The 13,761-nt window shown below is 60.5% G+C and carries 15 protein-coding genes; 10 read left to right on the top strand and 5 right to left on the bottom strand.

The window, feature by feature from the left end; all coding sequences use genetic code 11:
• Positions 1-34 precede the first annotated feature (34 nt).
• Positions 35-1,288, bottom strand: a complete 1,254-nt coding sequence (gene tyrS / locus JL39_RS04705; protein WP_037146783.1) for a tyrosine--tRNA ligase — start codon at positions 1,286-1,288, stop codon at positions 35-37.
• On the opposite strand from tyrS, the gene JL39_RS04710 reads away from it, so the two are divergent.
• Complete coding sequence (locus JL39_RS04710; RefSeq protein WP_152601049.1) at positions 1,275-1,487, top strand: hypothetical protein; 213 nt, start codon at positions 1,275-1,277, stop codon at positions 1,485-1,487. The two genes, tyrS and JL39_RS04710, sit on opposite strands and share 14 nt — an antisense overlap.
• Positions 1,488-1,543: 56 nt before the next feature.
• Positions 1,544-2,728 carry a GGDEF domain-containing protein gene (locus JL39_RS04715; protein ID WP_037146787.1) on the top strand — a complete coding sequence of 395 codons (1,185 nt, stop codon included), beginning with the start codon at positions 1,544-1,546 and terminating at the stop codon, positions 2,726-2,728.
• Between the two features lie 45 nt (positions 2,729-2,773).
• Here JL39_RS04715 and JL39_RS04720 read toward each other — a convergent pair whose 3' ends face one another.
• Positions 2,774-3,451 carry an alpha/beta hydrolase gene (locus JL39_RS04720; RefSeq protein ID WP_037146789.1) on the bottom strand — a complete coding sequence of 226 codons (678 nt, stop codon included), beginning with the start codon at positions 3,449-3,451 and terminating at the stop codon, positions 2,774-2,776.
• A 242-nt stretch (positions 3,452-3,693) separates the two neighbouring features.
• Between JL39_RS04720 and JL39_RS04725 the strand changes: the two genes are divergently transcribed.
• The 8 genes from JL39_RS04725 to sufA all read left to right on the top strand — a co-directional run bounded on the left by JL39_RS04725 (position 3,694) and on the right by sufA (position 11,152).
• Positions 3,694-4,860, top strand: a complete 1,167-nt coding sequence (locus tag JL39_RS04725) for a cysteine desulfurase family protein (RefSeq protein WP_037146791.1) — start codon at positions 3,694-3,696, stop codon at positions 4,858-4,860.
• Positions 4,861-5,006: 146 nt separating this feature from the next.
• A complete protein-coding gene (sufB, locus tag JL39_RS04730) occupies positions 5,007-6,476 on the top strand; it encodes a Fe-S cluster assembly protein SufB (RefSeq protein WP_037146792.1) in 1,470 nt (489 codons plus the stop codon).
• A 61-nt stretch (positions 6,477-6,537) separates the two neighbouring features.
• Positions 6,538-6,879 carry a GIY-YIG nuclease family protein gene (locus JL39_RS04735; RefSeq protein ID WP_037146793.1) on the top strand — a complete coding sequence of 114 codons (342 nt, stop codon included), beginning with the start codon at positions 6,538-6,540 and terminating at the stop codon, positions 6,877-6,879.
• Positions 6,880-6,986: 107 nt separating this feature from the next.
• Positions 6,987-7,742, top strand: a complete 756-nt coding sequence (gene sufC, locus JL39_RS04740; RefSeq protein WP_037146794.1) for a Fe-S cluster assembly ATPase SufC — start codon at positions 6,987-6,989, stop codon at positions 7,740-7,742.
• A 21-nt stretch (positions 7,743-7,763) separates the two neighbouring features.
• The gene (sufD, locus tag JL39_RS04745; protein WP_037146796.1) at positions 7,764-9,050 is read left to right on the top strand and encodes a Fe-S cluster assembly protein SufD; all 1,287 of its coding nucleotides are present in this window, start codon (positions 7,764-7,766) and stop codon (positions 9,048-9,050) included.
• Position 9,051: 1 nt separating this feature from the next.
• Complete coding sequence (locus tag JL39_RS04750; RefSeq protein WP_037146797.1) at positions 9,052-10,293, top strand: cysteine desulfurase; 1,242 nt, start codon at positions 9,052-9,054, stop codon at positions 10,291-10,293.
• Positions 10,294-10,303: 10 nt separating this feature from the next.
• Positions 10,304-10,684 (top strand): SUF system Fe-S cluster assembly protein, encoded by a 381-nt coding sequence (locus tag JL39_RS04755; RefSeq protein ID WP_037146799.1) that lies wholly within the window; start codon positions 10,304-10,306, stop codon positions 10,682-10,684.
• Between the two features lie 78 nt (positions 10,685-10,762).
• A complete protein-coding gene (gene sufA, locus JL39_RS04760) occupies positions 10,763-11,152 on the top strand; it encodes a Fe-S cluster assembly scaffold SufA (RefSeq protein WP_037146801.1) in 390 nt (129 codons plus the stop codon).
• 5 nt (positions 11,153-11,157) lie between these two features.
• Here the strand turns inward: sufA and JL39_RS04765 are convergent, their stop codons facing one another.
• From JL39_RS04765 to JL39_RS04775, 3 genes are all read right to left on the bottom strand, one after another.
• The gene (locus JL39_RS04765) at positions 11,158-11,781 is read right to left on the bottom strand and encodes a GntR family transcriptional regulator (RefSeq protein ID WP_037146803.1); all 624 of its coding nucleotides are present in this window, start codon (positions 11,779-11,781) and stop codon (positions 11,158-11,160) included.
• A 64-nt stretch (positions 11,782-11,845) separates the two neighbouring features.
• Positions 11,846-13,051: an ABC transporter permease gene (locus tag JL39_RS04770; RefSeq protein WP_037146807.1), complete on the bottom strand. Its 1,206-nt coding sequence runs from the start codon at positions 13,049-13,051 to the stop codon at positions 11,846-11,848.
• Positions 13,041-13,757 carry an ABC transporter ATP-binding protein gene (locus JL39_RS04775; protein ID WP_037146809.1) on the bottom strand — a complete coding sequence of 239 codons (717 nt, stop codon included), beginning with the start codon at positions 13,755-13,757 and terminating at the stop codon, positions 13,041-13,043. Before JL39_RS04775 ends, JL39_RS04770 begins: the two co-directional genes overlap by 11 nt.
• Positions 13,758-13,761 lie beyond the last annotated feature (4 nt).

Below are 13,761 nucleotides of genomic sequence, written 5' to 3' on the forward strand. Positions count from 1 at the left end.
CGGCCCAGTTTTGTTTGCAAATTGCGGGACTGGATCAGACCGGGCGCACCAGGATGTGCTTTTTCTTGCCGAGCGAAAGCTTGATGACGCCGTCGCCGGTGATCTCGCCTGCACCCACCGTCTTGCGTTCGTCGGTAACAGACTGATCGTTGAGGCGCACCGCGCCACCCTGGACATGTCGGCGGGCTTCGCCGTTCGAGGCGGCGAGGCCGGCGCGTACCATCAGCGACAGGAGGCCGACGCCGGCATCGAGCTCGGTGGCTGGAACCTCGACGGATGGCAGGTTTTCGGAAAGTCCGCCTTCCTCGAACGTGGTCCGCGCGGTTTCCGCAGCAGCTTCCGCCGCTTCCCGGCCATGCACGATGGCGGTCGCCTCGGTTGCCAGGATCTTCTTCGCTTCGTTGATTTCCGAACCTCCGAGCGCCGCGAGCCGGGCGATCTCGTCAAGCGGCAGGCGCGTGAAGATCTTTAGGAAGCGGGTGACGTCCGCGTCCTCGGTATTGCGCCAGTATTGCCAGAACTCGTAAGGGCTGAAGACATCTTCGTTGAGCCAGACGGCGCCGGAAGCGGTCTTGCCCATCTTGGCGCCGGAACTGGTCGTCAGGAGGGGTGTCGTCAGGGCATAGAGCTGCGGTGTCCCCATGCGGTGACCGAGGTCGACGCCGTTGATGATATTGCCCCATTGATCCGAGCCGCCCATCTGTAGGCGGCAGCCGTAACGCCGGCTGAGCTCGACGAAGTCGTAGCCCTGCATGATCATGTAGTTGAATTCGAGGAAGGAGAGCGACTGCTCCCGGTCGAGCCTCAGCTTGACGCTGTCGAAGGAGAGCATACGGTTGACCGAGAAATGCCGGCCTACGTCGCGCAGGAATTCCACGTAGTTCAGCTTCAGGAGCCAGTCGGCATTGTTGACCATGAAGGCATCCGTCGGGCCGTCGCCGAAGCGGAGGATGCGGGAGAATATCTTCTTGATGCCTTCGATATTGGTGGCGATCGCCTCTGGCGTCAGGAGCCTGCGCTGCTCGTCCCGGAACGAAGGGTCGCCCACCATCGAGGTGCCGCCGCCCATCAGCGCGATTGGCCGGTGGCCGGTCTCCTGCAGCCAGTAAAGCATCGTGGCAGAGATCAGGTTGCCGATATGGAGGCTCGTTGCGGTAGCGTCGTAACCGACATAAGCCGTCACGGTTTCCTTCGAAAACAGTTCGTCGAGACCAGCCTCGTCGGAAATCTGGTGGATGAAACCACGCTCGTCGAGCGTGCGGAGGAAATCGGACTTGAACCTGGACATGATCAATCTCTGGCAGGGATGTGTTTTCGCTGTGTGGGGCGCGTCTAGCACTGTTTTTGCCCGCAATCACTTCAAAAGTGATGCTTGGAACGATCAATGCGAGGAATGGAAGGACCGCAACCAATACGGAGGCACGCAGAACACGCTGATTGTCGCTAATATTTTAGGTATTAACCGTTTCTTGTTCATGCGCATCTAACATCGGTCATGGAACACGGTAAACGGGTGGCGTGCAGCGATCTGCACTGAGGGTTGATGAACGGGGCGACCTTCTTCCTGGCGGTGAATTTTATCATCGCCATTTCCTTCTCGCTGGTCTTCGCGGTTGTATCGACTCGCAGCCGCTCGCGAAGTGCTGCGCTCTGGTTCGCGGCCGGCTTTGCGGTCGCTTCGCTCTCGGCGATCTGCGAGCTGCTGGTCGCCTACACCGCCCTGACCCGATTTTGGGCGATCGGCGCGTTCGCGACCGTGCTTGGCGGTATGATCCTGCTGAGAATCGGCATCGGGGACCTGTATGGCCGGAAGAGCAATCTGCCTTTCGCAATCTGCTTCCTGGTTGCCTGTACGATTCTCGATGTCCTGATATACAACCTGCCGCGCGGGACTGTCCTGCATGCTTTCTCATATCAGACGCCTTTCGCTTTGGTGGTCCTGGCCAGCGCATTTGCGGTTCTCTCCTCCGCGCGCCGGCTCGCGATCGATCGGGCGCTCGGCGGCCTGCTCCTCGTTACCGGCCTGCATTTCTTCGGTAAGGCCGGCATGGCGGTACTGGCGGGGGCGGGGACGACCGCCAGGGATTACATCCATACGAATTACGCGCTGATCTCGCAAAGCTCGACCGCCGTGCTGATGGTCGCGGTCGGGCTGACACTGCTTTCGGTTCTGGTGCTGGAAATCATGGCCGACGAGCGCAGCAATTCGGAACAGGATGCCCTATCCGGTCTTGCCAATCGCCGAGGTTTCGAGAATGGCGTGAAGGCGGCGATCTCGATGGCGCCGAATGTCCGGCACGCGGTGATCATTTGCGATCTCGACCATTTCAAGAGCATCAACGACACCTACGGCCACCACGGTGGTGATCTGGTGATCCGTGCTTTCGGCGAACTTTTAAAGACGAGCGCAACAAAGACGACTGTCGTCGGCCGCATCGGCGGAGAGGAGTTCGGTGTCTTCATGCCGAATACGACGATAGAGATGGCGCTGATTTTTGCGCAGGCGCTTCGGGCCGGGACGATGGGGATCCGCATCAGCGCCCTGCCACCATCCTTTACCGTGACCGCCAGCTTCGGCGTCGCGGAGCTTGCTTCGGGAGGCGAACTCGCCGACGCGATGCGCAATGCCGATGCAGCTCTCTACGAGGCGAAACGCACCGGCCGCAATTGCGTCAAGCAAGCGCATCCGGGGTTTCCGCCTTCTGGATCGATCAGGGTCGTGAAATGAAAACGGCCGCCGGGGCGGCCGTCTGACAAGAGCACAGGGAACGCCTCAGCGGATGCGTTTGGCGGCCGGCTCCGGCACCAGTTCCCCATTGAGACGACGGTCGAGATAGTCTTCGCATTCCGCCATGAGGGCTTCCACCTGGCCGTTGAAGAAGTGGTTGGCGCCTTCGACGGTACGGTGGGTGATCAGGATTCCCTTCTGGGTCTTCAGCTTTTCGACAAGGCCGTTGACATCCTTTTCCGGTGCGACCTTATCGGCATCCCCATTGATGATGAGGCCCGACGAGGGGCAAGGCGCAAGAAAGGCGAAATCGTAGATGTTCGGCTGCGGCGCGATCGACATGAAGCCTTCGATCTCCGGGCGGCGCATCAGAAGTTGCATGCCGATCCAGGCCCCGAAGGAATAACCTGCAACCCAACAGCTCTTGGAATCGGGATGCAGGCTCTGCACCCAGTCGAGCGCGGAAGCCGCGTCGGAAAGCTCGCCGGCGCCATGGTCGAACTCGCCCTGGCTGCGCCCGATGCCACGGAAATTGAACCGGAGCGTCGTGAAGCCGCGTTTCTGGAACATATAGAAAAGTTGGTAGACGATCTGATTGTTCATCGTGCCGCCGAACTGCGGATGCGGATGAAGGATGATGGCGATCGGGGCGCTCTTTTCCTTGGACGGCTGATAGCGACCTTCCAGGCGGCCGGCGGGGCCGTTGAAAATGACTTCGGGCATTGGTACTCCGGTCAACGTGCTCTGGTTCCGAACAGGTCGTCATCACGTCGAGTTTGACTTGACGAAGTCGCTCAGCTTTTCTACAACTCAGTTTAGAACCATTCGAAACTTTGGGCGCCATTCGAAATGGAGCCCGATGCGATGTCTCATAAGGCAAGGCTGGCGGAAATTTCAACAAAAATGCGGAATTCTCCGCATTCGTGAGATTTGACTGCTATCTAGGAACGGAAATCGATCAGGCAATGGCGCCAAACCGCACATATCTGGACTGGAACGCGACCGCACCTTTGAGTGCGCCGGCTCGCGCTGCCATGTTGGATGCGTTGCGGCTGCCCGGCAATGCTTCGTCCGTGCATGGCGAGGGCAGGGCGGCCCGCGGCGCGCTGGAGACGGCACGGCGGCAGGTTGCGGCTCTCGTGGGTGCCGAGGCGCCGCATGTGACCTTCGTGAGCGGAGCGACGGAAGCGGCCAATCATGTGCTGACGCCCGAATTCCGGATGGGCCGTGCCCCGTTGACGGTCAGCCGGCTCTTTGTGTCGGCGATCGAACATCCGGCGATCCGTGAAGGCGGGCGTCTCGACCCGGAGCGGGTCACGGAGGTGCCGGTCAATCGCGATGGGATCGTCGATCTGGCGGCGCTCGAAAACCTGCTCGCCGGCCATGATCGCAGTGCCGGCCTGCCGATGGTGGCTGTGATGCTGGTCAACAACGAGACGGGCATCATCCAGCCGGTGGCGGAAGCCGCCGCGATTGCCCATGCGCATGGCGGGCTGATGGTGGTGGACGCCGTGCAGGCGGTCGGCCGCGTGCCCGTTGATATCAATGTCCTGGATGCTGATTTCCTGATCCTCTCGTCCCACAAGATTGGCGGCCCGAAGGGCGTCGGTGCACTGGTTTCGCGCGGCGAGGTGCTGATGCCGAAGCCGCTGATCCGCGGTGGCGGACAGGAGAAGGGCCATCGTTCCGGCACCGAGAATTTTCATGCCATCGTCGGCTTTGGTGCGGCGGCAGCAGCGGCGCTTGAAAATCTCGAAGAGCGCAGCGCCGCAATCGCTGGTCTGCGTGACCGGCTGGAGGCGGGCATGCGTCAGGCGGCGCCGGACGCCATCATCCATGGCGAAACAGTCCCGCGTGTGGCGAATACCTGCTTCTTCACTTTGCCGGGTCTGAAGTCCGAAACCGGACAGATCGCCTTCGATCTCGAAGGCATTGCGCTGTCGGCCGGCTCTGCATGCTCTTCGGGAAAAGTGGGCGAAAGCCATGTACTGAGCGCGATGGGGTACGATCCCAAGCTCGGCGCGCTCAGGATTTCGCTCGGGCCTGATACGACCGACGAAGACATCTCGCGGGCGCTTGCGGCTTTCGCCAAGATTGCCGGCCGCCGGAGGCCGAGGGGCGAAGCGGCCTGATTTTGTCGAATTTGCGGAAACGCAAATTTCCGCTTGCCAAAAGGTGTGAAAACAGCCTTTTGGCCACTACATAGGGGAGGCGTTTGTCCCCCCGGAATGCTGACAAGAATTGCCGGAATTTGAACCGGCAAGAATTGGAGAATGATATGCCTGCCGTCCAGGAAACAGTCGATCAGGTCCGCCGGATCGATATCGACCAGTATAAATACGGTTTCGAGACCGTCATCGAAGTGGACAAGGCTCCCAAAGGTCTTTCGGAAGAGATCATTCGCTTCATTTCGGCCAAGAAGCAGGAGCCGGATTGGATGCTGGAATGGCGTCTCGACGCCTATCGCCGCTGGCTTACGATGGAAGAACCGACCTGGGCGCGCGTCGACTATCCGAAGATCGATTTCAATGACCTCTACTATTACGCGGCGCCGAAGAAGTTTGGCGGTCCGAAGTCGCTCGACGAGGTCGATCCGGAGCTTCTGAAGACCTACGAGAAGCTCGGTATTCCGCTCAGGGAGCAGGAGATACTCGCCGGCGTCGAGAAGCCGAGAGTGGCCGTCGACGCGGTCTTCGATTCGGTCTCGGTCGTCACCACGTTCAAGGAAGAGCTGAAGAAGGCTGGCGTGATCTTCATGTCGATTTCCGAAGCCATTCGCGAACATCCCGATCTGGTCCGCAAGTATCTCGGTTCCGTCGTTCCTGCCACCGACAATTTCTATGCGACGCTGAACTCGGCAGTCTTCACCGACGGGTCCTTCGTCTTCGTGCCGAAGGGCGTCCGGTGCCCGATGGAACTTTCCACCTATTTCCGCATCAACGAGAAGAATACCGGCCAGTTCGAGCGCACGCTGATCATCGCTGAGGAGGGCGCCTACGTTTCCTATCTCGAGGGCTGCACGGCACCGCAGCGCGATGAGAATCAGCTTCATGCCGCTGTTGTCGAGCTCGTGGCGCTCGATGATGCCGAGATCAAGTATTCGACCGTCCAGAACTGGTTCCCGGGTGATGCCGAAGGCAAAGGCGGCATCTACAACTTCGTCACCAAGCGCGGCGATTGCCGCGGTGCGCGCTCCAAGATTTCCTGGACCCAGGTGGAAACCGGATCGGCGATCACCTGGAAATATCCGAGCTGCATCCTGCGTGGCGACGACAGCCGTGGGGAGTTCTATTCGATCGCCGTATCCAACGGCCATCAGCAGATCGATAGCGGCACCAAGATGATCCACCTCGGCAAGAACACGTCGAGCCGCATCATCTCCAAGGGTATTTCCGCCGGCAAGTCGAACAACACCTATCGCGGCCAGGTGTCGATCCATCGCCGCGCCGAGAATGCCCGCAACTTTACGAACTGCGACTCGCTGCTGATCGGCGACAAGTGCGGTGCGCATACCGTGCCCTATATCGACGTGAAGAACGCCTCCGCGCAAATCGAGCACGAGGCGACGACGTCGAAGATTTCCGACGACCAGAAGTTCTACGTCATGCAGCGCGGCATTCCGGAAGAGGAAGCGATCGCCCTCATCGTCAACGGCTTCGTCAAGGACGTCATCCAGGAACTGCCGATGGAGTTTGCCGTCGAGGCCCAGAAGCTGATCGGCATTTCGCTCGAAGGAAGCGTCGGGTAACAACGCCTCCGTCATCCTCGGGCTTGTCCCGAGGATCTACAAACGTCAACGGAAAGAAGGAATGAGCGGTTTCGTCTACATGATATCCGATAAACCACGAGGCGTGATCTACACCGGTGTCACGAGTGATTTACAGGGGCGCGTGTGGGAGCACCGCAACGAGGTGCAGAAGGGCTACACTCAGAAATACAAGGCGAAAAATCTGGTGTGGTTCGAAAATCACCCGAACATCGTGCTGGCGATCCAACGTGAAAAGTCGCTGAAGCGGTATGTACGGGAGTGGAAAATCAAGCTCATAGAAGAGTTCAATCCGACTTGGATGGACCTTTATGAACACATAGGTGAAATGGAAAACACATACCGACCCCATCCGAATACAAAACTGTGGGGCGATTACAATTAACGGTTTAGATCCTCGGGACACGCCCGAGGATGACGGACCAGAAAACGGACCGCTCTCGCGATCGGTCAAAGGCGGCCCTTGAACCCGCCCTATGAGTAGGAAACGAAATGCTTGAGATCAAGAACCTTTTTGCACGCATCGCCGAAGACGGCACCGAGATCATCCGCGGCCTGAACCTCACCGTGAAGCCCGGCGAGATCGCCGCCATCATGGGGCCGAACGGCTCCGGCAAGTCGACGCTCTCCTACATCTTGTCGGGTCGCGAGGACTACGAGGTCACCGAAGGCGACATCCTCTATAACGGCGAGAGCATCCTTGAACTCGATCCCGCCGAACGTGCCGCCAAGGGCATCTTCCTCGCGTTCCAATACCCGGTCGAAATCCCGGGCGTCGCCACCATGCAGTTCCTCAAGGTCGCGATGAACGAGCAGCGCAAGGCGCGCGGCGAAGCCGAGCTGACGACGCCGGACTTCATACGTCGCGTCAAGGACGCTGCCGAGAAGCTGAAGATCGACCAGGCCATGCTGCGTCGTCCGCTGAATGTCGGTTTCTCCGGCGGCGAAAAGAAGCGCGCGGAAATCCTGCAGATGGCGCTGCTTGAGCCGAAGCTTTGCGTGCTGGACGAGACCGATTCCGGTCTGGACATCGATGCGCTGAAGATCGTCGCCGACGGTGTCAACGCGCTGAAGTCGCCGGACCGTGCGGTGATCGTCATCACCCATTACCAGCGCCTGCTCGATTATATCGTGCCCGACAGCGTGCATGTGCTTTACAAGGGGCAGATCATCCGCTCCGGCGACAAGGCGCTCGCGCTCGAACTGGAAGAGAATGGCTATGCCGACATCATTGGAGAAGCGGCCTAAGCGCGCGGGAAGGATGGTGTCATGAACATGCAGACGACAAACCAGCCTATTGGTCGGATGACGGTTGCGGAAACCGCTCTGGTTGAAGCTTTCGGCGCCCAGTTCGGCGAATTGCCGGGCAATGGCGCGGTCGCTGGCACGCGCGACCGGCTTCTGGACGATTTGAAGAAGGCCGGTCTTCCGACCCGCCGGATCGAGGCCTGGCACTATACGGACCTGAAAACCCTGTTGCGGGCGGTTCCCGAGGCGACGCCGGTCAGCGCGATCGATCCCATAGCGCCGCTGGTCGAGGGCTCGGTTGTCCTTTCAGTGCTGCAGGGGGACGCCGATGACGATGCTTCGGCCGACGGAATTGAGATTGCCCGCTTTAGGGACAAGCTCGCCGATGGTTCGGCCGTCGCCGGCCTGACGGCGCTCGACAGGGACGATGCCATCGGCCGCATCAACGGCAGCTTCGTACGTGACGGTTTTGCGATCTCGGTTCCTGCCAACGCGGAGCTGGAAGAGCCGATCGAACTGCAGGCCCTCCATGCAGGGGGGCAGATCCATACGCGTTTCCCGGTCTCCTTCGGTGCAGCCTCCAAGGCGACGATCATAGAGCGTCACCGGTCGGTGACGGATGATGCCGCGCTCGTGTCGTCGATCAGTGACATCGTGCTGGAGGATGGTGCGGAGATCACCTGGATCATCCTGCAGAGCCAGGGCGCTGCCGATACCCATCTCGGCCAGATTCGCGTCAAGCTCGGGACGAACGCGAAGCTGAAACTCTTCGTCGTCAATGCCGGCGGCAAGCTGGTGCGCCAGGAACTGCGCATCGACGTCGAAGGCGAGGGCGCCGATTTGACGCTGCGCGGCGTCAATCTGCTCGGCGGAGAAGGTCATACGGACGTGACGCTGGTTCTCGGCCATAACGTGCCGCACACCAACTCCACGGAAATCATCCGCAACGTCGTCTTAGATCGCGCCAGCGGCGCCTTCCAGGGCATGATCCGGGTTGCACCGGATGCCCAGAAGACCGACGCCAAGATGGCCTGCAACACGCTGCTGCTCTCGGACAATGGTGAGTTCTCGGCCAAGCCGGAGCTCGAAATCTTCGCCGACGACGTGGTTTGCGGTCATGGTGCGACAGTTGCGGACATCGACAGGAACCATCTGTTTTACATGATGGCGCGCGGCGTTCCGGAGAACAAGGCGCGGGCCATGCTGGTCCACGCCTTTGTGGCGGAGATCGTCGAGGAACTCGATGACGAGAAGCTGGTCGAGGCACTGGAAGGCGTCATTTCGGCCTGGCTTGAAAGGCATGCCTGATATGGACCAGACCACACCGGCGACGACCTATGACGTGGAAGCCATAAGGCGGGATTTCCCGATCCTGTCGACCATGGTGCATGGCAAGCCTCTGGTGTACCTGGACAACGGCGCGTCGGCGCAGAAGCCGCAGGCGGTGATTGATGCGATCAGCCATGCCTATTCGCACGAATATGCCAATGTCCATCGTGGCCTGCATTTCCTTTCGAATGCTGCGACGGAGGCCTATGAGGCGGCGCGTGAAAAGGTGCGCCGTTTCCTGAATGCCGGGTCGGTCGACGAGATCGTCTTCACCAAGAACTCGACGGAGGCGATCAACACGGTCGCTTATGGCTGGGGCATGCCGAGGATCGGCGAGGGCGACGAGATCGTCGTCACCATCATGGAGCACCATTCCAATATCGTGCCCTGGCATTTCATCCGTGAACGGCAAGGCGCGAAGCTCGTCTGGGTGCCGGTCGATGACGAGGGCGCTTTCCACATCGAGGACTTCGAGAAGTCGCTGACCGAGAAGACCAAGCTCGTCGCGATTACCCATATGTCGAATGCGCTCGGAACGGTCGTCCCGGTCAAGGAGGTTTGCCGCATCGCGCACGAGCGGGGCATTCCGGTGCTGATCGACGGCAGCCAGGGGGCCGTGCATATGCCGGTCGATGTCCGTGATATCGATTGCGACTGGTATGTGATGACGGGACACAAGCTATACGGCCCGTCAGGCATCGGCGTGCTCTATGGCAAGATGGATCGCCTCAAGGAGATGCGGCCCTTCCAGGGTGGCGGCGAGATGATCTTCGAGGTGACCGAGGACAACGTCACCTATAACGACCCGCCGCACCGTTTCGAGGCCGGCACCCCGCCGATCGTCCAGGCGATCGGGCTCGGTTATGCTCTCGATTACATGGACAAGATCGGCCGCGCGGCAATTGCCCGCCACGAGGCGGATCTCGCAGCCTATGCGGCCGAGCGGCTTCGGGCGATCAACTCGCTCAGGATCATCGGCGATGCGCCGGGCAAGGGCAGCATCTTCTCCTTCGAGCTTGCCGGCATCCATGCCCATGACGTGTCGATGGTGATCGACCGCAGAGGTATCGCCGTGCGTGCTGGCACCCATTGCGCCATGCCGCTCTTGAAACGCTTCGGCGTGACCTCCACATGCCGGGCATCGTTCGGCATGTACAACACACGTGCCGAAGTGGACGCGCTTGCGGATGCGCTGGAATACGCGCGTAATTTCTTTGCCTGAGGATTTTGTCATGGCTGTCGATGAAACGGAACTGAAATGGGATGCCCGCGAGGGGATTATCCAGTCCGCTATTCCTGCCGACGAGCTCGCCCGCCTCGGCGACGACATCATTGCCGCGCTGAAGACCGTGTATGATCCGGAAATCCCGGCTGACATCTTCGAACTCGGCCTCGTCTACAAGATCGACATCGAAGACGACCGCATGGTGAAGATCGTCATGACACTGACCGCTCCCGGTTGCCCCGTAGCCGGCGAGATGCCTGGTTGGGTCGAGAATGCAGTCGGCGCCGTGGAAGGGGTCTCCGGAGTAGAGGTTGAAATGACCTTCGATCCGCCGTGGACGCCGGAACGGATGTCCGAAGAAGCTCAGGTTGCCGTGGGTTGGTATTGATCCGTTTACGGCAGGACATTACATTTGAATCGTGAAGCGCCGGACCTTGAATCCGGTTGTGGAAGGAGAAAAAGGCCCATGGGCTTTGCAGTGATGACAATGACCGATGCCGCAGCGGCGCGCGTCAAGCAGATCGTGGCCAATTCCGGGGCGGATGCGAAAGGTGTTCGCGTCGGGATCAAGAAGGGCGGCTGCGCCGGCATGGAATATACGATCGATCTCGTCACCGAACCCAATGCCAAGGACGATCTGATCGAGCGGGATGGCGCCAAGGTCTGGATCGAACCGTCTGCGGTCCTCTATCTCCTGGGCACCGAAATGGATTTCGAAGTCACGAAGATGCGGTCCGGCTTCACCTTCGTCAATCCCAACCAGACATCCGCCTGCGGCTGCGGCGAGTCCGTCGAGCTGAAGCCGGCGGATCTGGCCGCGCTTGCAAGGCAGCGCGAGGCCGAGGCCCACGTCTGATCCACTCATGAATTATCGAGATAGGCGAGGAGTGTTTCCATCGCCTGTCGCGCGCCGTTGATGTCACGCGCCTGTATGGCGCAAATGACGGCGATATGTCGTGCTGCCGATTGATCCATGCGATCGGCAGAGGCCTTTGAGAACCATAACCGTCGCGAATGCGTCTGAAGCGGTGCCAGGGCCGAAACCAGGAAGCGATTGGGGCAGGCCTCCTCGAAGATCTCATCGAAACGCCTGTCGGCCTCCAGAAAACCCAAAATGTCGCCTGTGTCGGAAGCCGCATTCATCGCCTTGGCGCAATCCACCAAGGCGGAGCGCTGCTCTTCATTCGCATGTTCCGCCACGAGGGCAGCGGCAAGAGGTTCGAGCTGCCGGCGCACCTGCATGATGCCTTGATGATCGCCGGGGACGATCTCGGCGATTTGCAGTCCGACGCGCGGCCGCACCCGGATCAGCCCCTGCCATTCGAGCTTCTGAATCGCTTCGCGAACCGGGGGGCGCCCCGGGCCGGCAAGCGCGATCAATTGCCTCTCCGTCACGGGAACTCCCGGCTTCAGTTTCAGCGTCACGATCAGGTTCTCCAGCCGCCGATAGGCCTGCCGGCTGAGGGATTCTGCCTCGGATGACATCTTGTTGGTTTCTCCCCGGGCAATCGCGGTAGACCGGCACCGTGACGAAGCTCGGTCGGAACCGCTATTCATGCCGGAGAGCTTCGATCGGGTTAAGCTGAGCCGCACGGCGGGCAGGGAAGTAACCGAAAATCATGCCGATTGCAGCCGAGAAGACAAATGCAAGCGCAATGATCGTCGGGCTCGTTACGAAGGGCACCTGGAGATAGCTGACGACGCCGAAGGCGAGAGCCAATCCTGTCATAATGCCCGTGACGCCCCCGAAAATCGACAGCATGACAGCCTCGACGAGGAACTGGGTGAGCACCTGTCCTTCCAGCGCGCCGATCGCCAGTCGGATGCCGATTTCGCGCGTCCGCTCCGTTACCGAAACGAGCATGATGTTCATGATGCCGATGCCGCCGACGAGCAGACTGACAGCCGCCACTGCCCCGAGGAGGCCCGTCAGCAGCACCGTGGTGCCGGTCATCGCCGCGGCGATCTGCGACATGTCGTTGACCGAGAAATCGTCCTCGCGGCCGATCGCGATGCGCCGCCGCTCGCGCAGCAGGCTTTCCACGTCAGACTGCACCTTCGACGTCGCGACGCCGTCCTGAGCGGAGAGAATGATGCTGCTGATCGTCGTCGTCCCGCCGATCCGCCGCTGGTGCAGCTTCAGCGGCATGATCACCGTGTCGTCCTGGTCGTCACCCATGCCCGACTGACCCTTGACGGCAAGTACCCCGATGACCGGGCAGGCGATGTTGCTGACGCGAATGTTCTGGCCGACCGGGTTGGCTGCGCCAAAAAGCTCCTTGCGCACTGTTTCGCCGATAATGCAGGCGGCATGGCTGCCACGGTCTTCGTTTGGCAGGAAGTTGCGACCGAACGCGAGGTCCCAGTCCTGCGCGATCAGGTAATCATTGGTGGTGCCGATGGCGCTGGTCGAATGGTTGGCTCCGCCGGCAATCACGGTTGCCGTGCCACGGTTTACCGGGGCAACGGCCCTCAGACCGGTCACCTGTTCCCGGATCGCCTGCACATCCTTGTCGGTAAAACGCTTGGCCTCGGTGCTGACTCGTCCCGGCCCCCATTGGCCGGGTCGGACGAACAGCGTGTTGGTGCCGAGACGCGAAAGCTCGTCCTGAACGCGTGCCGTCGTGCCGTTGCCAACCGTCACCATCGCGATCACGGCAGCGACGCCGATAACGACTCCGAGCACGGTGAGGAATGAGCGCAGCATGTTGCGGCTGATCGCGCGCCAGGCGAGTTTTGCGGTTTCAAAGAACATGATCCGGCTCCTTCACCCGCACTTGATCCGAGGCAAGCCGGCCGTCGACGAAACGCAGGAGGCGTTTGCCATAGGCAGCAATGTCTTCCTCATGGGTGACCATGATGACGGTGATGCCGTTCTCGCGATTGAGCCGGGTGATCAGTTCCATGATTTCGGAGCTGGTCCTGGTGTCCAGATTGCCGGTCGGCTCGTCGGCAAGCAGGACGGCTGGATTGGTGACGATGGCGCGGGCGATCGCAACGCGCTGCTGTTGACCGCCTGATAGCTCCTGTGTCGTATGGCTTTCGCGGCCCTTGAGGCCGACCTGTTCCAGGGCGGCGAGCGCGAGCCGGCGGCGTTCACGGTGGTCCATGCCACGGTAGACGAGGGGCAGTTCGACATTCTCGACGGCGGATGTGCGGGCAAGCAGGTTGAAGCCCTGGAAGACGAAGCCCAGCATATGCCGTCGAAGCAGCGTGAGCTGCGAACGGTTGAAGCTGCTCGTCGGGATGCCCTGGAAGAAGTATTCGCCGGAGGAGGGCACGTCGAGCCCGCCTATGATGTTCATGGCCGTGGATTTGCCCGAGCCCGACGGCCCCATGATGGCCACGAATTCGCCCTGCGAGATCGAGAGATCGATATGGTCCAGCGCGCGGATCATGGCTTCGCCGCGGCCATAGAATTTGGAGACCTGTTTGAATGTAATGAGGGGAGGAAGCGTCATGGCC

This window comes from Rhizobium sp. YS-1r, assembly GCF_000757525.1.
Classification (GTDB): Bacteria; Pseudomonadota; Alphaproteobacteria; order Rhizobiales; family Rhizobiaceae; genus Neorhizobium; species Neorhizobium petrolearium.